Source organism: Ruegeria sp. O5 (assembly GCF_056535105.1).
Genome location: NZ_JBQERN010000001.1, coordinates 381,467 through 404,494 on the forward strand (window position 1 = coordinate 381,467; position 23,028 = coordinate 404,494).

General features: G+C 57.4%; 23 protein-coding genes and 1 tRNA gene. 5 read left to right on the plus strand and 19 right to left on the minus strand.

Annotated elements, in window-relative coordinates; genetic code table 11:
- Positions 1–43: 43 nt before the first annotated feature.
- From ACR0M3_RS01900 to ACR0M3_RS01950, 11 genes are all read right to left on the minus strand, one after another.
- Positions 44–1,150 (minus strand): alpha-hydroxy acid oxidase, encoded by a 1,107-nt coding sequence (locus ACR0M3_RS01900; protein WP_480909470.1) that lies wholly within the window; start codon positions 1,148–1,150, stop codon positions 44–46.
- Entirely contained in the window at positions 1,150–1,704 is a 555-nt protein-coding gene (gene comE / locus ACR0M3_RS01905) for a sulfopyruvate decarboxylase subunit beta (RefSeq protein WP_209503877.1), read from the minus strand. The genes ACR0M3_RS01900 and comE overlap by 1 nt, the downstream gene beginning before the upstream one ends.
- Positions 1,701–2,207 carry a sulfopyruvate decarboxylase subunit alpha gene (gene comD, locus ACR0M3_RS01910; protein ID WP_267365987.1) on the minus strand — a complete coding sequence of 169 codons (507 nt, stop codon included), beginning with the start codon at positions 2,205–2,207 and terminating at the stop codon, positions 1,701–1,703. Before comD ends, comE begins: the two co-directional genes overlap by 4 nt.
- Positions 2,208–2,253: 46 nt before the next feature.
- Positions 2,254–2,664 carry a universal stress protein gene (locus ACR0M3_RS01915; protein ID WP_480564692.1) on the minus strand — a complete coding sequence of 137 codons (411 nt, stop codon included), beginning with the start codon at positions 2,662–2,664 and terminating at the stop codon, positions 2,254–2,256.
- 23 nt (positions 2,665–2,687) lie between these two features.
- On the minus strand, positions 2,688–3,668 hold the full coding sequence (locus tag ACR0M3_RS01920; protein WP_480909472.1) for an alcohol dehydrogenase catalytic domain-containing protein: 981 nt from the start codon (positions 3,666–3,668) through the stop codon (positions 2,688–2,690).
- Positions 3,665–4,426 (minus strand): SDR family NAD(P)-dependent oxidoreductase, encoded by a 762-nt coding sequence (locus ACR0M3_RS01925; protein ID WP_480480852.1) that lies wholly within the window; start codon positions 4,424–4,426, stop codon positions 3,665–3,667. Before ACR0M3_RS01925 ends, ACR0M3_RS01920 begins: the two co-directional genes overlap by 4 nt.
- Positions 4,419–5,726: a histidinol dehydrogenase gene (gene hisD / locus ACR0M3_RS01930; RefSeq protein WP_209503872.1), complete on the minus strand. Its 1,308-nt coding sequence runs from the start codon at positions 5,724–5,726 to the stop codon at positions 4,419–4,421. Before hisD ends, ACR0M3_RS01925 begins: the two co-directional genes overlap by 8 nt.
- Before the next feature lie 12 nt (positions 5,727–5,738).
- Positions 5,739–7,067, minus strand: coding sequence for a TRAP transporter large permease (locus ACR0M3_RS01935; RefSeq protein WP_267366028.1), 1,329 nt, complete (start codon positions 7,065–7,067; stop codon positions 5,739–5,741).
- Positions 7,068–7,078: 11 nt separating this feature from the next.
- Positions 7,079–7,591, minus strand: a complete 513-nt coding sequence (locus ACR0M3_RS01940; RefSeq protein WP_209503870.1) for a TRAP transporter small permease — start codon at positions 7,589–7,591, stop codon at positions 7,079–7,081.
- A gap of 108 nt (positions 7,592–7,699) precedes the next feature.
- Positions 7,700–8,845 carry a TRAP transporter substrate-binding protein gene (locus ACR0M3_RS01945; RefSeq protein ID WP_480485587.1) on the minus strand — a complete coding sequence of 382 codons (1,146 nt, stop codon included), beginning with the start codon at positions 8,843–8,845 and terminating at the stop codon, positions 7,700–7,702.
- A 23-nt stretch (positions 8,846–8,868) separates the two neighbouring features.
- The gene (locus tag ACR0M3_RS01950) at positions 8,869–9,054 is read right to left on the minus strand and encodes a hypothetical protein (protein ID WP_267366030.1); all 186 of its coding nucleotides are present in this window, start codon (positions 9,052–9,054) and stop codon (positions 8,869–8,871) included.
- A 134-nt stretch (positions 9,055–9,188) separates the two neighbouring features.
- Here ACR0M3_RS01950 and ACR0M3_RS01955 point away from each other — a divergent pair, with 134 nt between their 5' ends.
- From ACR0M3_RS01955 to ACR0M3_RS01965, 3 genes are all read left to right on the plus strand, one after another.
- A complete protein-coding gene (locus ACR0M3_RS01955; protein ID WP_480909475.1) occupies positions 9,189–10,211 on the plus strand; it encodes a LacI family DNA-binding transcriptional regulator in 1,023 nt (340 codons plus the stop codon).
- 371 nt (positions 10,212–10,582) lie between these two features.
- Positions 10,583–11,803, plus strand: coding sequence for an APC family permease (locus ACR0M3_RS01960; RefSeq protein WP_480485584.1), 1,221 nt, complete (start codon positions 10,583–10,585; stop codon positions 11,801–11,803).
- 48 nt (positions 11,804–11,851) lie between these two features.
- A complete protein-coding gene (locus tag ACR0M3_RS01965; protein ID WP_480909842.1) occupies positions 11,852–13,468 on the plus strand; it encodes an MFS transporter in 1,617 nt (538 codons plus the stop codon).
- Here ACR0M3_RS01965 and ACR0M3_RS01970 read toward each other — a convergent pair whose 3' ends face one another.
- The 7 genes from ACR0M3_RS01970 to ACR0M3_RS02000 form a co-directional block, all read right to left on the minus strand.
- Positions 13,469–15,061: a trypsin-like peptidase domain-containing protein gene (locus tag ACR0M3_RS01970; protein WP_480909477.1), complete on the minus strand. Its 1,593-nt coding sequence runs from the start codon at positions 15,059–15,061 to the stop codon at positions 13,469–13,471.
- Positions 15,062–15,250: 189 nt separating this feature from the next.
- Positions 15,251–15,324, minus strand: a tRNA-Gly gene (locus ACR0M3_RS01975).
- A 68-nt stretch (positions 15,325–15,392) separates the two neighbouring features.
- Positions 15,393–16,220 (minus strand): polyphosphate kinase 2 family protein, encoded by an 828-nt coding sequence (locus ACR0M3_RS01980; RefSeq protein WP_480909479.1) that lies wholly within the window; start codon positions 16,218–16,220, stop codon positions 15,393–15,395.
- 126 nt (positions 16,221–16,346) lie between these two features.
- Positions 16,347–17,402: a methyltetrahydrofolate cobalamin methyltransferase gene (locus tag ACR0M3_RS01985; protein ID WP_480909480.1), complete on the minus strand. Its 1,056-nt coding sequence runs from the start codon at positions 17,400–17,402 to the stop codon at positions 16,347–16,349.
- A 9-nt stretch (positions 17,403–17,411) separates the two neighbouring features.
- On the minus strand, positions 17,412–18,338 hold the full coding sequence (locus ACR0M3_RS01990) for a methylenetetrahydrofolate reductase (RefSeq protein ID WP_480909483.1): 927 nt from the start codon (positions 18,336–18,338) through the stop codon (positions 17,412–17,414).
- A gap of 25 nt (positions 18,339–18,363) precedes the next feature.
- Positions 18,364–18,660, minus strand: a complete 297-nt coding sequence (locus ACR0M3_RS01995; protein ID WP_209503861.1) for a virulence factor — start codon at positions 18,658–18,660, stop codon at positions 18,364–18,366.
- 249 nt (positions 18,661–18,909) lie between these two features.
- Positions 18,910–20,796 carry a PhoX family protein gene (locus ACR0M3_RS02000; RefSeq protein WP_480537916.1) on the minus strand — a complete coding sequence of 629 codons (1,887 nt, stop codon included), beginning with the start codon at positions 20,794–20,796 and terminating at the stop codon, positions 18,910–18,912.
- A gap of 178 nt (positions 20,797–20,974) precedes the next feature.
- On the opposite strand from ACR0M3_RS02000, the gene ACR0M3_RS02005 reads away from it, so the two are divergent.
- Together ACR0M3_RS02005 and ACR0M3_RS02010 are read left to right on the plus strand one after the other, a co-directional pair.
- Positions 20,975–22,087 carry a Ppx/GppA phosphatase family protein gene (locus tag ACR0M3_RS02005; RefSeq protein WP_267365936.1) on the plus strand — a complete coding sequence of 371 codons (1,113 nt, stop codon included), beginning with the start codon at positions 20,975–20,977 and terminating at the stop codon, positions 22,085–22,087.
- Positions 22,087–22,803 carry an RlmE family RNA methyltransferase gene (locus ACR0M3_RS02010; RefSeq protein ID WP_267365935.1) on the plus strand — a complete coding sequence of 239 codons (717 nt, stop codon included), beginning with the start codon at positions 22,087–22,089 and terminating at the stop codon, positions 22,801–22,803. Before ACR0M3_RS02005 ends, ACR0M3_RS02010 begins: the two co-directional genes overlap by 1 nt.
- A gap of 2 nt (positions 22,804–22,805) precedes the next feature.
- On the opposite strand, the gene ACR0M3_RS02015 is transcribed toward ACR0M3_RS02010, so the two are convergent.
- Positions 22,806–22,997 carry a hypothetical protein gene (locus tag ACR0M3_RS02015; RefSeq protein ID WP_480480831.1) on the minus strand — a complete coding sequence of 64 codons (192 nt, stop codon included), beginning with the start codon at positions 22,995–22,997 and terminating at the stop codon, positions 22,806–22,808.
- Positions 22,998–23,028: the final 31 nt, after the last annotated feature.

Consider the following 23,028-nt stretch of genomic DNA (forward strand, 5'->3'; position numbering starts at 1 on the left):
GAACGACTCGCAGGTACGCCTCGGGTCGTTCCCCAAACTGGTTTCAGGTTGCGCGTCGCACCTCGCCCAGCGACGAAACGCCCATCTGCGCCATGGCAATACTCATTTCATCACTCAGCACAGACCACAGCTGCTCAAGCCCTTCTTCCCCTTCTGCCGCGATTGCAAATTGCAGGATGCGGCCGAAGAAGGCAAAATCTGCCCCGTTTGCCAACGCTTTCAAAACATCCTCGCCCGAGCGCAAACCGCTGTCGTAAAACAGCGGATATTCCGGACCGACGGCGTTCCGAATTTCAGGCAATACGGCAATCGGCGCGGGCGCACTGTCCAACTGGCGGCCACCGTGGCTTGAGACCTGAATGGCATCGACACCTGCCGACTTGAGGTTCAGCGCGTCCTCTGCATCCAGAACGCCCTTGACCACCAGTTTCCCGGCCCACTGGTCGCGCAGACGGTCCAAAGTCTCCCAAGTCGCCTTGGCCCGGCTTTCCCGTCGATCAAAATCATATCCGTCCATCAGGAAATTCGCCATTTCGGGCTTGCCCCGCAGTAGCGTTGATAGCGACCACCGGGGGTGCAGGGCAAAATCAAGCACCTGTTTTGGCCCCATTTTGAATGGCATCCTGAACCCATGGCGCAATTCACGCGGGCGACGTCCCACTTCGGGCACGTCCACCGTCAGCACCAGCGTTTCGTACCCCGCAGCCTTTGCGCGCTCGACCAGCTTGAACGTACCACAGCCATCACCGCTGAAATACAGTTGAAACCAGGCATGTCCTTCTGCCTCGACAATCAGGTCTTCCATCGGGGTTGATGCGACGGTTGATACCCCAAGCGGCACCTCGTACCGCGCCGCAAGACGTGCCAGCATCAGATCTGCACCGGGGGCCGACAGATTGCACATGCCCATCGGTGCGATGCCAAACGGGCGTTGGGTCGACCTGCCAAAGACGGAACAAGTAAGCGACCTTTCGCTGACATCATTCAGAATTCTAGGGCGAAGGGTCAGCGCATCCAGTGCAGCCCTGTTTCGGGCTGCACCAACCTCGGACCCGGCGGAACCGTCGATATAGTCAAATACCATCCACGGCAGACGCCGCCGCGCGAGGCGGCGGGCGTCCTCGGAACTGTGGATAGCGCTGGATAACATCAGGCCTGTACGGCCTTCATGAACCGGTCGCGGATCACCACCGGATCCATCGTGATAACAGGCATCTTGGCATTTCCGCTTTCGCACTTAGCCACGATGATGGTCATCTGTTTCGAATCCAGCGCTTCTTGCAGCACGCGGCCGGTGTCTTCGGCCTGACATTCGATTACGCGCTCGCATCCTGCGGCTTCCGCCATTTTCGCCAGAGAGGTCTTCTGCCCGGCATACGTCGGCTGATCCCCAGTGGACCCGTACGACCCATTATCGACGATCAACAGGATATAGTTGTCCGCCACGTTGTTGGCGATGGTCGGCAAGGTACCCAGATTGGTCAGAACCGACCCGTCCCCATCGATCACGATAACCGGCTTGGGCTGCGACAAGGCCAGACCCAGACCGATGGATGAGGCCAGCCCCATCGTGCCCAGCATATAGAAATTGGTAGGCTGGTCGTCGATGGCATGCAGTTCCTGACTTGGAATGCCGATGTTACAAACAACAAGCTGATCGCGCAGGATCGGAGCGATTTCTTTCAGAATCTCAGAACGGATCATTGGTCGCCATAGCCTCCCCAGAAACTGGCATCGGTCAGAATGGCGACCGGTTTATTGCACATAAAGGTGTATTTGAGGATCGTGTCGAGCTCCTCAACATCTGACTGATGGTGGAAGTGATAAGTCGGAATATTCAGCTGAGCCAGCAGCGCTTTGGTGTGCACAGCCATTTCAACCTGGCAGGCAACCGGTTCGCGCAGCTCTCCGCGATAGGAAATCAGCATCGGCAATGGCATGCGATAAAACTGGATCAGTGTCGCCAGTGTGTTGATCGTCACACCGATTGCGGTGTTTTGCATGATGATCGCGGGACGCTTGCCGCCCATCCATGCCCCGGCGCACAGGCCCATCCCCTCGTCTTCCTTGTTGGACGGGATGTGATGGATGTCCTCTCGCTGGTCGATTTCAGCGATGACACCTGCCAGTTGCTTGCACGGGACGGTGGTGACGAACGAGATATCGTTGGCCACCAGATCGTCGGTTATCTTCTTGTCTATGTTCATGGTCGGGCTGTTGGTCCTGTTGGGGCGCTTGGCGCGATTAAGGAAATCAGGTTCTGCGGTGCACATGTACAGCGCAGGGGGCATGACGAACAACGCGTGACGCTGTCGATCCCAGAAAGTAGTCGCTCAGGTCCGGTTTGTGCGAACCTATAACAATGCAGTCCACATTGTTGCTGGTCGCGTAGTCAATGATGGTGCGGGCGGTGTGCCCTTTGATGATTTCGGCTTTCACACCATCCAGCCCGTCAACTTTTTGCAACAAGGCCTGCCTCGCGCGCTCGAACCCTTCGGCTACTGCGGATTTGTCCAGATAGGCGCTGACCGATCCCTGTGGCATTTCGTAGACATGCAAGCCGATGACCTCGGCCCCGTTTTCGGACAAGGCACGCGCGATCTCCAGCGTATGCTGTGAAATGCCGTGATCCAAAGCCATCGGGACCAGAATTTTCTTGTACATGGTGGCCTCCAGTTCTGTCAGGTTTATCCCCAGGGTCTCAGGATAATCTTTGGTGCGGCTACGGAGCCAGAGCGGATATCGCGAAACGCCTGCGCGCCATCAGCCAGTGCACGCTCATCAACCCAATTCAGGGCGCCAAGACGGCCGTCAAAGATCGCCTGAGCCGTGTCGCGGAAATCCTGCGCGGTGTAGGTGTAGGTTCCGATAAAGGTGATCTCCTGCAAGGTCATGCGACGCACGTCCAGACCTCCGGCATCATCACCCAATCCGACATGCGCGATCACGCCACCCGGCGCGACCAGGGCCGAAGCGACCGACCGTGTCGCGGCATATCCAACAGCATCAATGACCAACGGGAAAGACCCATTGGGCGCATCCACAAGTGCAAAACTTTCGATTTCCGCCAGATAAGTCCGGCGCAACGCGTTTGGTTCCGCGATTGTAACGTCTTCAATACCCTGCGCCCGCAGGGCCAAGGCCGCCGCAAGGCCAATAGCCCCTCCGCCAATCACCAAGGCGCGGCGGTCCATCGCAGAATGCTGAGCCTCGATCCCCAGTCTGACTGCGTGCCAGCTTACAGCCAGAGGTTCAGCCAGCGCAGCCTTGGCGAAAGGGACATCATCGGGCACGTCGACAAGATTTCTGCCTGGCATCGAGACATATTGCGCGAACGCCCCTTCGCGCGGTGGCATCGAGATGATCTGGCGGTCCGGGCACAGATTCTCGCGACCCGCCCGACATGCCGCGCATTGGCCACAGGTTACCAGCGGGTTGATCGTCACCCGGTCACCGGCGCGGATACCATCAGCTATGACACCGGCTGCCTCGTGCCCGAGGATCAGGGGCGCTGGGCGACGTGCATCATGGCCCAGATAGGCGTGCATGTCCGATCCGCAGATGCCAACCGCCTCGACCCGGATCAGGTGTTCCGATGCGCCCGGTTCGGCATTCGGCACATCGTCAAACACCATGTGTTCAACACCTTTGTAAACCAGAGCCTTCATTTGGCAGTAAACCCTCCGTCAACCATCAGAACCTGTCCCGTGACATAGTCAGACGCCCGAGAGCATAAGAACAGGATCGGCCCGTCGATATCCTGCATCCGCCCATTGCGTCCGATACAGGTTTGCGCGGCGTTCCGTTCCGCGCGCTTGGGGTCGTCGAACACAGCCTGCGTCAGTTCGGTGGGAAAGAACCCCGGTCCGATGGCGTTGGCGTTTATGCCAAAGGGCGACCACGCCTCGGCCATGGCGCGTGTCAACTGCCCGATCCCCGCCTTGGACGCGCCATAGGCGATACCACCTGGAAAAGCGCGCGTTGTTTGCAGCGAGGCGAAATTGACAATTCGCCCCCACCCCTTTTCCTTCATCGCCGGAACCATCGCCTGGCTGAGGAAGAACGGTGCGCTGAGGTTCAGGGCAAGCGTGGCATCCCACCCCTCAGGAGTAACATCATCCGCAGCCTCACGCGTGTTCACCCCAGCCGCATGGACCAGTATGTCCGGAGGGCCAAACTTGGAAGCGACGGCCTGTGTCAACGCATTTACCCCATCTCGATCTGCAACGTCTGCAACAACCGTTGCAGCGCGCGTGCCAATCTCGGCCTGCATCTGCGCCAATGCCTCGCTGCGCCGGGCTATACCGACAACACGCGCACCTGCTGCGGCAAGAGTCCGTGCCACTTGCCGCCCAAGTCCCGAGCTGGCACCGGTGATACACGCCACCCGGCCAGTCAGGTCAAACAATGAGCGCGGGTCATCCATCGGCGGTCAAGTCGAATTGCTCGTCCGGGAAATACTTTGCAAGACGCACATCTGCGGCACGGGCGTGACCTTCCATTCCTTCCAACCGCGATATCCGCGCGGTCGCTTCGGCAATGGGCTTCGACCCTTCGCGCGTGGCCCTCTGCCACGTCACAATCTTCATGTATTTATGGACACTCAGCCCGCCAGTATAGCTGGCCGCGCCCGAGGTTGGCAGAACATGGTTCGTACCGGTCGCTTTATCTCCGTATGACACGGTTGTTTCCTCGCCCAGAAACAGCGATCCGTAACAGGTCAGCCGTTCCAGCCACCAATCCAGATCCTCAGCCTGAACCGTTAGATGCTCAGGTGCGTATTCGTCGGAACAGGCGGCCATCTCTTCGCGGTTGGAACAGACGATAACCTCAGCATAATCGCGCCATGCGGCCGAGGCGTTTTCGCGGTTCAGTTCCGGCAGATCTGCGATCAGCGCAGGCACCAGTTCCATCACCTTTTGCGCAAGGTCGCGATCATCGGTGACCAGCCAGACCGGCGAGTTGTATCCGTGCTCGGCCTGACTGACCAAATCGGTGGCGACGACATGCGCATCGGCGGACTGATCGGCAAGGATCAAACTGTCGGTCGGACCTGCGATCATGTCGATACCAACCTTGCCGTAAAGGATGCGCTTGGCTTCGGCCACGAACTGATTGCCGGGGCCCACAAGGATGTTGGCGCGCGGTAGACCAAACAGGCCGTAGGTCATGGCGGCAACACCCTGCACGCCCCCCATGGCCAGAATGCTGTCGGCCCCGCAGATATGCGCCGCATAAACGATGGCAGGCGCGACCCCTTCGCCGGGACGCGGGGGCGAGCAGGCCGTGATGTGGCGACATCCGGCAACTTTCGCGGTGGTCACTGTCATAATCGCACTGGCGATGTGGCTGTATCGCCCCCCTGGCACGTAACACCCTGCAGCATCCACTGGAATTGCCTTCTGCCCAGCAACGAAGCCCGGAACGATCTCGGTCTGAACGTCAGATACGGTCGCTTTCTGCGTCTCGGCAAAGCGCCGCACATTGTCGTGGGCGAAACGGATGTCGGCCTTCAGCTTTTCGGAAACTTTTGCACAGGCGGCCTCAATCTCAGCCGGGGTCAGCAAGACATTCCCTTCGTACTTGTCGAACTTGGCGGCGTATTCTCTTGCCTTTGCATCACCGCCCGCCTCGATATCGGTCAGAATTGTCTTCACCGTATCATGCACCTCTGAGGCGTGTGATTGAGCCGTTAAAGTTGCCTTTTTCAGATATTCACGAGGCATGTTCAGCAGGTCCTATTGGTAGATTTCAGGGAGCAATGTTGTCGACACGGCTGGCACGTAGGCGATCAGGATCACCACGATCAGCATGGTCAATACGAAAGGCACGGCTCGGGCGGCAATCTTCAGAATGGATTCACCGGTAATGCCAGATACGACGAACAGGTTCAGCCCCAGCGGCGGGGTGATAAAACCCACTCCCAGCGCGGTGATCATCATGATGCAGAACTGTATCTCGTTCATGCCGATATTGTCCGCCAGTGGTTTCAGGATAGGTGCCAGGATGACGATATTCGGCGTCGTCTCCATGACGCAGCCCGCTGCGATCAGGATGCCGATCATCAACAGGATCAGCAGATATGGGTCGTCTGTCAGCGAGGTCACCGAAGTGACAAACCCCTGAGGAACACCCATGATCGCCAGCGCCTCGGCCAGCGGAGCGGAAAACGCGATGATCGGCAGGATCACCCCGTTCACCTTTGCAGAGCTGACCAGCATCGACGGAAAATCCGCCAATGTCAGCGTACGCAGGATGAAGCCCATGATGATGGTGACGACAACAGCCGTGGCACCAGCCTCAGTCGGCGTAAGTCGGCCCGAAAAGATGCCATAAAAGATAATCCCAGGCACGATAAAGGCATACCAGCCAGACCTGAGCGCCTTGCCCAGATTGGCCAACCACTCCCCCATGGTCATCATGCCGCCGCCTTCGTATGCATAAAGGCGGTTCATGATGATATTGGTGATCAGGATCGACACCAGGATAGCCAGACCCGGGATCAGGGCGGCCAGAAAAAGAGTCGATGCGGAAATACCCAGCACAAGGCCGATGATGATATAGGCAATCGAGGGCGGTATCAGGATGCCGGTGCAGGCACCGGCCGCGACCAGAGCACAGGCGTAGGGGCGCGGATACCCGCTTTCCACCAACCGGTTGATGGTCATCCTGCCAACCGCAGCAGCCCCGGCGGCGTCCGATCCCGAAATCGCGGCAAACATTCCGCAGACCAGCACCGTGGCCGATCCGAAGCCGCCCTTGGCGAAGCATGTCAAAGCCTCGGCAACATCCAGAAACTTGCGTGACAACCCCGTCCGAACCAGAACATCCCCGGTCAGGATAAACAGGGGCACGGCAGTCAGGGCAAAAGCGTCGATGCCGGTAAACAGGCTCTCTCCGACAAGGCTGAGTGGAAGGTCACCGGACATGATCAGCATTACGATCGCAGCCGTTCCAATGGCCGCCCAAACCGGTACGGCCAAAGCGATCAGGGCAACAAACAGGATCACCGGCAGATAAAAATCCCAGCCCAGTTCAACGGTTTGATTGAGGGAGTTCCAAAGCATCCGGTCTCTCCTCAGTCAAACAGTTTGTCGCCTTCGAAGACGGGCGTGCCGTCGCGAAGACATTTCAGATCGCGCAACAGGGATTGGATCAGCCGCCAGATCATCAGGGCAAACCCGGTCGGCACGGCCATCAGGAACCAAACCTTGGAAATCCGCAATCCGTCCGTAACGGAACCAAACTTGGCTGAAACGTGCACGGCTTCATACGACCAATAGAGTGCGATGATCGCCACCAGGAACATCACCAGATCGCCGAAGATATAAAGCAGTGCCTTGGGGCGCGGCCCGACATAGTGCATGATCACATCGATCCGGATATGAGCGCGCTCTTTCACCGCGGCAGCAGCACCGATCCAAGCCAGATAGATAAAGGAATACCGCACGATTTCCTCGCCCCAGATCGAGGAATAGGCGAATATCTCGCGCCGCAGCACCTCGATGGCCATGGTGATCACCAGCATCACGTAGAACACCAGCAGCAACCAGCGTTCTGCGTTTCGGTCAATGTTCTGAAGAACGGTCATCTGATCCTCCGGCGATGGGACAGCCCGGTCCGTACCTGCCTTGACGGGCCACTGTCGGCCGCGCGGTACAAGAATCGTGGACGCCAGCAGGCGCCCACGGGTTTCACCTTAGGCGTCGTGGACGTAGTATTTGCCCTGCGTACCGGCCGCTTCGACCAGCTTCTCAAAGTTGTCCATCGAACCGGCCAGTTCCGTCTTGAAAGGATCCCATTCCGAACGCTGATACCCACCGGCATCCTGCCATTCCGCCAACTGATCATCGCTGAGTGAATGGAATTCAACACCTGCCTTGTTCAGCTCGGACATGGCGTAAGCACGCGCCGACGGAACCTTGGACAGGTTCTGATGGCCAGTCATCTCGGCACCCCACATAATGCCTTCCTGCACGTCAGCAGGCATCGAGTTGAACCACTCCAGATTACAGGAATAAACCTGACTGTCCGGAACGGCCTGCGTGAAGGTCACATGGCTGAGGATGTCCTTGAAACCAAAGACATACAGTGCTCCAACTGACGGGTCGAGCGCGTCGGCAACACCCTGCTTGATCGCCGAAGGTGTTTCACCCCATGCCACAGGCGTCGGGTTGGCACCAACCATGCGATAGTATTGTTGCAGCATCTTCGAACCGGGAACGCGGAACTTGATCCCGCCCATGTCCCCCGGTGTTATGACCGCATTGCCACCCTGCCGGACTGCGACAACACGCGGATCGATATTCACGTAGAACAGGGCCTTGAAGCCTGCCGCCTCGACCTTGGGGTGGACTTCGCTTTTCCACGTGTCCGAATGGACAAGGTTGGTGAAGCGCTGGTTCGACCCGCACAGATACGGCATGTTGATCAGGTCGACCGTGGACGCAAAAGGCGCAAAATTCGACAGCGAGTGCTGCGCGGCCTGAATGGTTCCACCTTGTACTTTCTGCACCAGCGCACCGCCCGCGCCTAGCTGGCCACCGGGGGCCAATTTGACATAGACCTTGCCGTTGGTAGCATTCTGGATGTTTTCCTTCAGATCCAGCTGCATGATCGGATAGCTGCGCGACGCACCCAGCACATAGGCTGTGGCCACCGTCATAATGTGGTCTGCGGCCTTTTCGCGCTCACTCTCTTCTTTTGCGGTTTGCGCGGCAGCCTCGGAAGACCACAAAACACCCCCTGCCCCGGCAACCAATGCGGCCGTGAACGCGCCACTCGCGCTCAGCTTCAGAAAGTTGCGACGTTCTGTTGACGCCAGTTCAATCTCGTCGTTGTTCATGAATTGCCCTCCCAAGCAAAAGTTCAGCTGCCGTCTGTTGCGTTTCGGTCAGCTTCCTTTTTCAGAATCGCGACAACGAACAAAATCGACGCCGCGAACAGAACCAACATCTCTCCTACGTCACCAAGAAACGCGCGGCCTGCAAAAGCACCCAAAGCAACGTTGGCGAAATAGATCGCGAAAACGACGACAGATGCAGCAAGGACCATTTCCGGGACTCCCGTTCAGAATCGGCTCAACACCTTTGTAAGCGCTTACATCAATATTGCAAGCGCTTACATTGGTGCTTTCATCATTTGAAAAATGCGATTAACTTAAGCCAACTGGAATTGAGAGTTCGAGAATGTCAAAACATCGGTCTGCTCCGACACTGGATGACGTTGCCAAGGCCGCGGGTGTTTCGACCGCGACAGTGTCCCGGTGTCTGAACAACCCGCAACAAGTTGTTGAAGCAACGCGCAAGCGTGTCCTGTCGACGGTCGAGGAATTGGGGTACACGCCAAATTTCGCGGCCCGCGTGATGGCGGCCAAGCGGTCATTTACCATTGGCGCCATCATCCCCACCATGGAAAACGCGATATTCGCAAGGGGGTTGCAGGCGTTTCAGGAAGAGATACATCAGCGTGGTTACACGCTGCTGGTCTCCAGTTCAGCCTATGAGCCCGAAGCGGAAAAGGATCAGATCCGAACCCTGGTCGCACGGGGTGCGGATGGGCTGTTATTGATCGGTCATGACAGGGACGCAGATATTTACGATTATCTGGACAGACGGAAAGTGCCCGCGCTGGTTGCCTGGTCCTTTCTGCCGGATAAACCTGTGCCGTCAGTTGGGTTCGACAACCGCAAGGCCATGAAAGCGCTGGCAGACCAGATCATCAGACAGGGACATACGCGTCTTGCGACGATATCGGGTATCAGTTCGGGTAATGACCGGGCGCGGCTCAGGATCGCTGGGATAAAAAGCGCCATGGCTGAACACGGCCTGCAGCCGGATGACCTAATGGTGATCGAAACCACATATGAGTTCGAGAATGGCGCGACGGCATTCAGGGATCTCATGGCGACTGACATGCCGCCGACCGCAGTTTTGTGCGGAAACGATGTTCTGGCAGTCGGCGCATTGAGGCAGGCGCAGAAAATGGGGCTCCGAGTGCCTGAGGATGTGTCAATTACCGGCTTTGACGACATCGAAATCGCGCGCATTGTCAGCCCTGCCCTGACAACAGTTCACGTGCCCCACCGTGAAATGGGACAAAAAGCTGCGCAGGAGCTGATACGGATGATCGAAACGAACTCTGCGGGCCAGTCTTTGGAGCTTTCGACCCATTTGGTCACCCGAGACTCCTTGCTTGACCGCATGCCCTAAGGCTCAGAAAGTTCGGCGGTTCATTGCGTGTAAAAGGCGCACCGGTCTACGATTCAGTGTGACGATCCGCTTTCATTGACCTGAATCAAAGCACGCAATGTGACCACATAGTGAAGTACGAATATATCAACGGGCCCGACGCTCACCTGCCTGACCCCAAGCAAATTTACCGGTGATCAGTATTTCAATGGCGCGAAGGTTTCACTCCACGGGCGCGGCAAATGCGAGGCGCGCTCTTCTGCCGACTACCCTCAGGCTCCTCGGAACCTAACGCACGCCAGTCACTGCATATGATCGAGGCAACGGGACCAAGCAGAGAAACTTTAATGTCAATCCAAGACACGCAACGCATTCCAATTGGCGGATAGATGATGTCCATCGTTGAACAAAAGACACCAAAGCTGCGGCGGGCGCTGACGACCCCGCTGCTCACGCTCTATGGGCTTGGAGTTACTGTTGGAGCCGGAATTTACGTGCTTGTTGGTGCGACGGCCGGGATTGCGGGCCCGTATGCCGCTGTTTCGTTCCTGATTGCTGCACTTGTTGTTGCGCTGACTGCCCTGTCTTACGCAGAATTGGCAACCCGATATCCAGTGAGTGCAGGTGAAGCCGCTTATGTCGAAGCAGGGTTTCAGAAAAGCTGGATGGCCGTGCTGGTCGGTCTCGCGGTGGCCGCCTCGGGCATCATCTCGGCCTCGGCCGTGGCTATCGGGGCCGCGTCGTACCTTCAAACGCTTACAGGTTTAGGCATTTCAAGTCTGACAATCGGTGTAGTTCTGATCATGGGGCTGATCGCCCTATGGGGGATCACGCAGTCGGTAATGGTGGCGGCAGTCATTACCATCATAGAAATCAGCGGGCTACTTGTCGTTATTGGTTGGGGCCTGTCCCTTCCTGAGCCTCAGGGCTATGCGCTCACCCAGATGGTTCCCGGGCTGGACCCAACCGCCTGGAGAGGGATATTGGCCGCTTCGCTTCTGGCGTTTTTCGCCTTTGTCGGTTTCGAGGACATGGCGAATGTCGCTGAAGAAGTTAAAGACCCCGCCGGAACAATCCCGAAAGCGATCCTGTTGACGCTTATTCTGGCCACGGTCTTGTATCTTGGTACGTCCATGACTGTTCTGTATGTGGTGCCGATCGATGTCCTTTCGACGTCCGCCGCACCGCTGGCCCTGATTTTTACGGACGCGCCCGAGGTTATCCAGCAGGGGTTTTCGACCATTGCCATCGTAGCCACGATCAATGGTGTTCTGATCCAGATGATCATGGCATCCCGCGTGATTTACGGGCTCGCGGATCGGGATCATTTGCCTAAGTTTCTGGCTACGGTATCTCAGGTCACTCAGACGCCAACGGTAGCGACAATCATGGTCACGGCGATAATCCTGTTGCTGACCCAAACGCTTCCAATCGCCATTCTGGCCGAGCGCACGTCGCAAATTGTTCTGGGGGTCTTTGTGCTGGTCAATCTTTCACTGATCCTTTTGAAGACCCGGGCTGAAACCGATGAACCGCAGTTCCGCGTGCCACTTGTTGTTCCCCTCTTTGGGGTGGTGACCAGTTTGTTGCTTTTTGCGTCCGCGTTTCTGTAAGCCTGTATCATTGGGTCAAGGAAATCCTGCGATGCGATTTACGTGAACATGACCACTGACCAGCCTTCTACAGGAGCGCCGCTTTCTGCATGGTGGCAAAGAACCTTTGTTGATCTGGCGCGACAGATGCGATGGTCCTACCTGCCACCGCTCATGGTCTACTTTGCCGCCGGGGTTTCTGGCCTGACATCGGTCGTCGGCGCTTTTTTTCTTAAGGACTATCTTAACCTATCCGCTTCCTTTGTAGCCGGGTTGGCGTTTTGGGCCGGGCTTCCCTGGATCTTGAAAATGCCACTGGGTCATATCGTTGATCTGTTTTGGCGGTGGAAGTCATTGCTGATCCTATTGGGGGCAACCCTGATCACCTTGTCCCTGCTCACCATGTACGGGCTTGTGGCCTTTCCCGGACATATGGTTGATGTCATACCGCTGGAACACTGGTATATCATTGCCCTGCTCTTGGCGCCTTCCGGCTATGCCATTCAGGATGTCGTCGCCGACGCGATGACGGTCGAGGCCGTTCCAAAGATCAATCCCCACGGGCAGCCGTTTTCGCCCGAGGAAACCCGTGCGCAGCATACAACAATGCAAACACTGGGCAGGATCGCCATTTTCTCGGGATTCACAGCCGTAGCCGCGGTCAATATCTGGGTGTTCTCGGGAACCGAGGGCATGCAGAAATCAGACCGTCTTGCATTGTATGGCAACGTCTATCTGATCGCGCTTGTCATTCCCCTGTTGTCCGTCAGCGGTGTGGTTTTGCACGGTTTGATACAGCGTCAACATCTTCGCCTAGGTCATCCCCCGCATACTCCTGACGAAACCACCGAGGTTAAATGGCCAATCCTGCTGGGCGGTCTCGCCTTTGTTGTACTGAGTATCGTGTTGGGAACATCGAATTTCCAACTCGCCCAGGAAACTATTTTTGTAGTCTCACTGAGTGTGATCTTGTACCTGATGTCGCGCTTAGTGAAGGAACTGAACCCAAATCAGGCAAAGGCTCTGATTGGTACGGCGATAATCATTTTCGTGTTTCGTGCGGTTCCTTTGCCCGGGCCGGGGCTGACCTGGTTCGAAATCGACGAGTTGGGGTTTGACGAGCAGTTCCTGGCAATCCTGGCGCTTCTGACGTCCCTGCTTGCACTGGTCGGGCTCATCGTTCTGAGACCGTTTATGGCCAACCGCTCGATTGCGCAGGTCGTTATCATTCTGACCATCGCGTCGGGGGTCCTCGCCCTGCCCAACCTTGCGCTGTATTACGGCGTGCATGAATGGACATCTGCGCATACCGGCGGGATCGTAGACGCGAGGTTCATTGCAATCCTCGACACCGCAGTTGAATCCCCGCTGGGTCAAATCGCGATGGTTCCGATGCTGGCCTGGATCGCACGTAATGCTCCTGTGCATCTGAAGGCAACTTTCTTTGCCGTCATGGCGTCATTCACCAACATGGCCTTGTCGGCCAGCAGTTTGGCAACGAAATACATGAACCAGATTTTCGTGGTGTCGCGCGCGGTAACCGACCCGGAAACCGGTGTCGTCACATCGATTGCCGATTACGGCCAACTTGGACACCTGTTGATCGCCGTGGCCCTGATTTCTGTGATCGTTCCGTTGACGGTCGTATTCTTTGTTCAAAAATCGCCTTTCCAGACCAGTGATTGATCACTGGCTGACAGTTTCATTCAGCAAGGTTTTCAGGTGCAAAACCGGAACCCCGATGTTTGAACCCCCGAACTCTGGCAGGATCGCGGCGTTAATCGCGACCACCTCTCCCTTGCGGTTCAGGGCCGGCCCTCCGCTTCCTCCTGACGTTGTTTCTGCGTCGTAAACGACTGCACCCGGGCTTGTCTGCGCCACGATTCCTCGGCTGGCGAGAGGTTGAACCTGGTTTTGCGCAGATAACCGTGCGGCGATCGTCCAGAAATTGACGGACCCGTCTTTCTCGAGCGTTTTCAGAAATTCCGGCCCCGCCTGCGCAATTAACGCTTTCAGGCCAGTGGGATACCCCAGCAGAAAGACTTCGTCACCGCTGCGAGGAAGGTCATCGGCCAGTCGTAATCCCTGCCCTTCAATTCGGCTTGGATCAACCGACAAAAGCGCCAGATCGGCGGTTTCACTGAAGCGGTCCAAAGTAGCCTCGATCGGATCGGTCTGACCTGGCAGATAGGCCAGCAACTGCAGCATCTCGGCCTCAAGACCTGCGTTTTTCAGTGCCTGAGCCTTGTCGCCGGTTGTCCAGGGCAAGGCAACGTGGCGGTTGGTGGCCATCAGCGGTGTACCCTCCAGCAGAAACCCGGTGCCGGTGAACTGGAACTCCGCGGGCTCACCTGTTGCGTCCGGTTCGATCCAGGGTTGACCGAAGGGTGTTTGCAACTTCTCTCCGTTCGGGCCCAACACATGGCGCAGCAGTTTACCGCTTTCGATATGACGTAATCCGTAGGCGCCCTGAATGAAAGCCACGGATTGAGTAGAGGCGGTGATAACCCGCGTGGACGCCCCCGCGCGCTGTTCAAGGGTACCCAACCGCTGCTCGGTTGATATCAGTTGGTTCTGAAAGGCATCCCTCAACGCCACAAGGTCTTCTGGGGTCAGCACATCTTCCCGCGTCTGGCTAAGCATGGCCGCCACCGCTTCGATCTTGCGGGCTTCCTGTTGCAGGCTGTCGGCCAGTCTACGGTCGTTTTGATAAAGCAGGAACAGCAGACCTGCGATCAGCGCAATCGCTGCAACCACCGCAATCCTGAAGAACACAGTGGTTTGAGAAACAAGCCTTCGCCCACTCTCACGCAGCGCACCCGACATTCTTTGGGCAAAGGGCCGGCGACTTGACCGCGCATAAGCATAGGCGTCACTCAGGATATCCTCGACCGTATGACGAATGGGAAACCTCTGAGTACAAATACGGTACCGGGAAATCGGGCCCAATTCGCCAAATTCGATCATGTCGCCGTGTTTCAGCGTTGCCGACACAATCTTGTGACCATTGACCCAGATGTCTTGCCCTGCCAGCGCGTTGAGCACATAGCCCCCCTCGGACCACTGTAGCGTTGCGATATCTTCGTCATGGGGCGGTGTGTTGTCTTTCAGGCGCAGACCTAGCGCACGGCCTTCGCCAACAGAAACAGTCAATGCGCTGTCAACAAGCCAGGAAACCGTTCCACGGGACGGGCCGGTCAGGCTCTCCAGAAAGGCATGAACATCACCTGCGCAAGGCTCTTGGGGTGTACTCGTGCCGGTCTGATCAATTTCCCGCATAGTTGGGCTCTGCTCAACAGTGATGGGGTCACTCTATCATAAGACGCCCGGAATCCTACCAATCGCAAGGGGGATGCCCAAAACCGGAATATCTACAGGCACAAGTCAATTTGGTGGAACGTCCCGAAACGACCCCAATGCCTGCCGGAGCAGGCCTTCACCGGAAATCGCCGTCTGACCTAAGAGTTCTGGAGCGGGTAGCGGGAATCGAACCCGCGCGTTCAGCTTGGGAAGCTGACAGGCTACCATTACATCATACCCGCCGCACCCCTGAGATATAACCAGAGTTCCCTGACACGCAAGCCGGATCGTTTCAGGTTGCCCGGAAAAGTCACTCGGTCCGCGCACGAAGACTGTCGATCAGCGAGTCATCTACATCCAAAGCCTGGATGGCCGCCTCAAGCGTGCGGCTGTCCAGATGTTGCGGGTTCAGATCGACCCCGGCTGAAAAGGCTTTGACAATGGCCTTCATAGCGCTGATGCGCGCGTATCTTTTGTTATTGGCCGGTATCACGTGCCACGGCGCCAGATCGGTTGACGTCCGGGCCAGCATTTCATCCACGGCGACCTCGGTATCATCCCATTTCTCGCGATTCCTGAAATCCTCGTACGTCAGCTTCCAGCGCTTCAGCGGATTTCTCAGCCGTTCTGTAAACCGCTTCATCTGTTCATCTTCAGAGATGTGAAAGAACAGCTTGACGATCCGGGCACCATCATCGACCAGCATGCGTTCGAAATCATTGATTTCCTGATAAGCAGCGCGCCAGCGTGTTTCCGGGGTCAGGTTCTCGATCCTCTCGACCAACACGCGCCCGTACCAGCTGCGGTCGAACGCGGATATCGCTCCGGACGGTGGCAAACGTTCCCAAAACCGCAGCAGGTAATGCCGGTTGAGGTAGTAGTTCCGGGGCGCCCCAATTGGCCAGACCTTAAAGCTGCGCGGGTCTAAAGCCTGGCTGATTCTACGAATGGTTCCCCCCTTGCCTGCCGCATCCCAACCCTCGAACACCAGCACACCCTTGAGCCCGTGAAACAGATACGCTTGTTGAATCCTGGCCAGCTTGGCCTGAAGATCAATCAGTTGCTCGAAATACTCCTTTTTGCCCAACCTCTTGGTCAGATCCGCTTCTGAGAGTTTCGGGGGGTGATGTTTGCGCATGGTGCCACCTGATCGTTGCGTCCCAGATCAGGATATCCTGAACCCTTGCGTAAAATCGACATTGATCAGGGGCAAACGAAAAAGGCCGGGCACAGTGCCCGGCCTTTGCTGTTTTTGTTGATGCAATCAGGCGCGGCGACGACGGCCACCACCGCGACGACTACCGGCTGCGCCACCGGCCTCGTCAGGTGATTTGTTGAACCGGATCCACTCGCCACCATGCGGGTCGTTGTTGGTCAGCAGGTTGGCAGCGCGGATGGCCTCCATCTCTTTTCCGGCGCGCGGCTTGGTGGAGCCCAGGCCGAACATCTGAACGAACGCCTCGTCATCCATGCCTTCGGGCAGGATGATGCCCGCCGCTGCAACGGATTCTTTTTTCTCGGCAATCTTCGCCTGCGTCACTGGCAGAGCCACCGGGTTCATGATCGCCGAGGTCATGCCGGCACCCATAGCCATCGGCAAGAAGGCATTGTTGATGCCGTGGCGGTTCGGCAGGCCGAACGAGATGTTGGACGCGCCACAGGTGGTATTCACGCCCAGCTCCTCGCGCAGGCGACGGACCAGAGCAAACACCTGCTGACCGGCAGTTGCCATCGCGCCAATCGGCATGACCAGCGGGTCAACAACGATGTCATGCGCGGGGATACCGAAATCGGCAGCACGCTGAACGATCTTCTTGGCCACTTCGAAACGGACATCGGGGTCTTCCGAGATGCCGGTGTCATCGTTCGAGATCGCCACGACCGGTACGTTGTATTTTTTGACCAGCGGCAGAACCAGTTCCAGGCGCTCTTCCTCGCCCGTGACCGAGTTCAGCAGCGGGCGACCTTCCGCCGCCTCAAGACCCGCTTCCAGAGCACCGGGAACCGACGAGTCGATACACAGCGGAACTTCGACCAGACCCTGTACCAGCTCGACAATCTTGCGCATCAGCGGCGGTTCGGTCTCGTTCGGGTTGGGATTCGAGTTGTAGACGACGCCCGCATTGATATCCAGAACGGTCGCGCCAGCCGCTACCTGAGCCAAAGCATCTTTTTCAACGGTCGAAAAGTCGCCCGCCTCCAACTCGGCCGCCAACTTTTTCCGACCGGTCGGGTTGATCCGCTCACCGATCACGCAGAACGGTTCGTCAAAGCCCAGGACGGCTGTTTTTGTTTTTGATTCTACGACTGTTCGGGTCATGTCCGTTCCTTAGGAGGTTACAGGCTTTGCCGAAGCGCCGCCGTTATTGATCGCCCAGTTGGCGTTGGTTTTGATCCCGCCCAGCGGGAAGAAGTGCACGTTGGTGATGTTGAAATCCGGGTTGGCCGCTTTGTGGTTGGCCAGTTCGGCCACGACATCGGTCGGCTCGTAGGGCAGCAACAGCTTGGAAACATCCATGGCGCGCTTTTGCAGAACCTTCAGCGACGGCCCAACGCCGCACGCGATGGCGAACTTGATCAGGGTTTGCAGCTTGGCCGGGCCCGCGATTCCGATATGGATCGGCAGATCGATGCCCGCTTCTTTCAGGCTGTCGGCCCAGGAGATGATCGGCTTGGCGTCAAAGGCGAACTGTGTTGCCAGCGCCATTTCGGCATCCGTTGTCTCGTTGAATTTCTGCTTCCAGCGCAGGGCGTCATCGACATTCTTGGTGGACCCATCGGGATCGATGTCCTTGTTCCCCTCGGGGTGACCGGCAACATGAAGACGTTTGAACCCTGCCTTGTCGAACAGACCGGTTTCCATCAGCTGCATGGAACTGTCGAAATCGCCATGCGGCTTTGTCACGCCACCGGCCAGCAACAGCGCCTGTTCGACGCCCGCCTCGCCCTGGTACATCGAGATCCAGTTTTCCAACGTCGCCGCATCCTTGATGATCCGCGCCGGGAAGTGGGGCATGACAGGATAGCCTTCGGCTGCAATCCGCTTGGCTGTCTTGACCATATCTTCAATCGGGGTGCCTTCGATATGGGCAATGTAAACGCGTGTGCCTTCGGGCAGCAGCGCGCGGAAATCCTCGACCTTTTCGGCGGTCCGCGGCATGACCTCGATCGAATAGCCTTGCAGGAAGGCTTCGACGGTCGGGTTCACAGGGCTGTTTTCGACCACATCACGTTTCTTGAAGTTCAGCAAAGCCATTGAGGCCTCCCATTAAGATCCGGGCTTATGCCCAACCGTCATTTGCGATCAGCGCTTTAATGCGGTCCTGATCGTATTCCTTTTCCAGACGCAGGGCCTCGGCCTCGGCTACTTCTGCCGGGTCGCCATCAACCGCAAAAGGCTCGGCCTTGCGCCATTCGGCCAGATAGGCATCACTGTCCTTGGCGTTTACCTTCATGGCGGCGCGGTCGATGGCTTGCTCGAACCGTTCTTCCAATTGCCGCTTCGCGCCGCGACGGCCTTTGCCGACGATGACCTGAGCGGGAATGTCGCGCCAGTACACGATGGTGACGTCAGGCATTACTGTGATTCCTCCTAACCCGATGGGCCGGTTCTAAACTTCAATGTGGGGATGGGTCGGTCGGTTTTCGACACCCGGCGCTTTTCAAGCGACGTTTTCGCCCACGGTGGCGTGGCGGGGTTTTAACCCGTCTCGCGACGAAAACGCATACCAAAATTCTCATTGTCACTATGAGAGCGCTGCATAATGAACAAAAAGCCCCGGACGGCATGACCCGCCCGAGGCTTGATTCAGCGCGTCTTGCCAGGGTTAACCGACCAGCCCGCCGTCTAGACGAGTAACCGCAATGATGGCTGAACGTGGAACCGAGTTACCACCGTCGGGCCAGTGGCTGTTGCCGTCTTCACCGGGGTGCTGAATACCAACAAACATGGTGCGGCGATCCGGCGACCAGCTGAGCCCAGTGATCTCACACTCGTTCGGTCCAACCAGAAAACGACGGATTTCACCGGTAACCGGGTCGCCTGCCAGCATCTGGTTATTCCCCTGCCCTTCGAAGTCGCCCTCGTTGCTGTATTTGCCGTCGGTCTGGATCCACAGCAGGCCGTTGCTGTCAAACTTCAGCCCATCGGGCGAGTTGAACATGTTGTCGGCGTTGACATTATCCGAGCCGCCATAAGCATCCTGATGCACGGTCGGGTTTCCGGCCAGTACATACAGGTCCCATTCAAACCCCGATGCGCCATGATCACCGCCTTCAGGACGCCAGCGCACGATCTGACCGTATTTGTTCGCATCGCGCGGATTCGGCCCGTTGACCGAAGTGTCGTCGCCACCGGCATTCGGTTTCACACCGCGGTTCTTGTTGTTGGTCAGGCAGCAATAGACCTCGGGCGCGTTCGGATTGGCCGCAACCCATTCCGGGCGATCCATAGTGGTCGCGCCCACGGCCGACGCTGCCTGTCGCGTATGGATGCAGATTTCGGCCTGCGACGTCATACCAGTTGTTTCGGGGGTCAGGTCCAGCCACTCACCAGTCCCGTCGTCGTTGAACTTTGCAACCGACAACGTACCGTTCTCAAGCAGCGCATTCGTATCCACACCAGCGGCATAAACACCTTCCGAGACGAAGCGATACAGGAACTCGCCCCGTTCATCATCGCCCATGTAGACGACGACGCGACCGTCATTGTTCACAATGGCCTCGGCGTTTTCATGCTTGAACCGACCAAGCGCGGTCAGCTTGCGAGGCGTCGAGGCCGGATCGGTTGGGTCGATTTCGACAACATAGCCTGCGCGGTTCGGCTCGTTGGGGTTTTTCGAGACATCGAAACGCTCGTCAATTCCGGCCCATCCGTATCCCCAGTCTTTGGACGAAACGCCATAGCGCTGAAGTTCGGCGCTGACTTCATGGTTTTCGTCTTCAGCCGAGAAGTAGCCGTTGAAATTCTCTTCACAGGCCAAATACGTCCCCCATGGGGTCATGCCGTTGCCACAGTTGTTCCAGGTGCCCTTAGAGGTGGTGCCTGTCGGATCAGCGGCAGTTTTCAACAGATCATGGCCCGCGGCAGGGCCCGTCAGTGACATGTCTGTCTGCGGCGTGATGCGGCGGTTATACGGGCTATCCTTAACAATGCCCCACTTGCCATCGGTAGCTGCAATCTCGACCACCGTCACACCATGCGCCATCATGCCTTTGGCAACATCGTCATCCGAGGCGGCCTTGGCGTCCGGGTTGTTTCCCCAAAGGATATCGCGATTGGTGTATTCGTTGTTTACGACCAGCAGAACGTGACCCTCGTGCAGAAACACATCCTGACCGTCGGTGTTATCACCGAATGCACGTTCCTGACTGGCGGCAGTTCCACGGGTGGCCGGATCGAATTCGGGCGCATCAGACCAAAGCGGATCACCCCAGCGCACCATCACCTCGGCCTGGTAGCCCGGCGGCACGATGACGTCATCGGCAGTTGACGCCGGAATCGCCTCGAACGCAAAGCGATCTGCGGCTGCACGTACACCAGTCGGAAGCAGCGCCCCACCCAACGCCGTGAAACTTCCCATCGCCAATACGCCGCCCAGAAACCCACGACGTGATAAGGCACGCTCAACGACGCGGTCAAACTCACATACCTCTGGGCGCGGATTCACCACTTCATCGAATTCGTCAAAGGTCAGGACACGTTCATCTTTCATGGCAGGCTCCGTCTGCGGCTAATTGCGATCAAGAATCCCTCAACCGGGATCAAAGTTCAAATCGCACCTCAGTATGAACGGCGTGTGACATCCAGACTAAATTCGAAGTGGAAATCGCTTGCACGTCGGCGATGCGCCGCCTAGGGTCAAATCAACTCGAAAATCGGAGGGCGTTACGATGGCGCCCAAGCGTCCCAAAGGTGCGGGCGCGTTCCCGCAAGCGGTCGAAAGCCCCGCGCCGGCAAGACCCGATCCGGATGCCCTGTATGCGGCTCTGGATTTGGGAACAAATAGTTGCCGCATGTTGATAGCCCAGCCTAAGGGCAGCGGGTTTCATGTGGTTGACAGCTTCTCCAAGTCCGTGCAGCTGGGCGCGGGTCTGGAACGCACCGGACGTCTGTCGCGGGCGTCGATGGCACGCACCGTTCAGGCGCTGCGAATCTGTCAACAAAAGCTGAAGCGGAACAAAGTAAAACGGATGCGTCTGATCGCAACCGAGGCCTGCCGCCGCGCCAAGAATTCCCGCGAATTCATCCGGCAGGTCAAACGCGAAACCGGGCTGACGCTTGAAATCATTCAACCCGAAGAAGAAGCCCGTTTGGCGGTGATCTCCTGCGCCCCGCTGGTGTCCACCAAGACCGAACAGCTGTTGGTTGTCGATATTGGCGGCGGTTCGACCGAGCTGGTCTGGATCGACATTTCGTCCGTCCCTCGCCGTGACCGCCCGGCTGCGATCATGCGTTTGCATAACGGATTTCACACGGTCGACAGCCCTTTTCCGGCTGCAAAAGTTGTGGACTGGATCAGCGTGCCACTGGGCGTTGCCACGTTGCGGGATCAGTTCAATGATGTCGAAAACGACGCCGCGCGGTTTGCGTTGATGAGCTGGTTTTTCGAAGAAAACCTGGCCGATTTCGCACCTTACAAAGACGAACAGACCCGTGAAGGTTTTCAGATCGTCGGCACCAGCGGAACTGTCACAACGGTTGCGGCATCGCATCTGGGCCTCAAGCGGTATGACCGGACCAAAGTTGACGGGCTGCGCATGACCAGCGATCAGATTGACAAAGTCATACGCGGGTATTTAGAACTCGGCCCTCATGGGCGCCGCCGGGATCCTCGGATTGGGGAAGACCGGCAGGCCCTGATCATGTCCGGCTCGGCCATTTTGCAGGCATTGTTGCGCTGTTGGCCCACTGATCGCCTTTCCGTGGCAGATCGGGGGCTGCGCGAGGGCCTGCTTTATGCACAGATGAGCGCGGACGGGGTACTGGAAGACGGACCGTTCTGATGGCGAAGACACCAACTGGCAAAAACAACTCGGGGCGCGGGCAGCGTGACCTGAAGGTAAAAGTAAAGACCGCACGGGGTCGCAAGCTGAGTTCGACCCGTTGGCTCGAACGGCAGTTGAACGACCCCTATGTCAAGCGCGCCCAGACCGAAGGATACCGTGGGCGGGCCGCGTATAAGATCATGGAACTTGACGACAAGTTCCGCTTTCTCGTACCCGGAGCACGGGTTGTTGATCTGGGATGCGCACCCGGTGGCTGGTGCCAGGTTGCAGTCAAACGGGTAAACGCGCTTGGTGAAAAATCGGGGAAACGGATCGGAACGGTGCTGGGAATCGACTTGCAGGAAGTGGAACCGGTTGCGGGTGCCGATACCCATGTGCTGGACTTCATGGAGGATGACGCCGACCAGAAGGTCAAGGACTGGCTGGGTGGCAAGGCGGATGTTGTAATGTCGGACATGGCCGCAGCGTCCTCGGGTCACAAGCAGACCGACCATCTGCGGATCATCGCGCTGTGTGAAACTGCGGCCCATTTCGCCTTTGACGTGCTGGAAGAAGGTGGCACATTTGTAGCCAAGGTTCTTGCTGGCGGCGCCGAGGGCGATTTGCAAAAACTTCTGAAGCAGAAATTTCAGAAAGTGGCGCATGTGAAACCGCCCGCATCCCGTTCGGACAGCTCCGAGAAATTCGTTATAGCAACCGGGTTTCGCGGCTGAACTTAATCTTCCAAACGGATACGGTTTCCGGTCAGACGTTGTTCACGCAACGACGTGGCCGCCATACCCTGCAACATCAGAGTATCCCCGTGCGAAACATATACAGGCTCGCGATTGCGCAGCTCTTCAATGCGCTGCGCCAGCGTAGCAGGGTTCGGCCCGGTTGCTTTCTGTCTTGTTGACTCAGTGGACATGCATCACCTCAAAACAACAGTTCTGAAATGC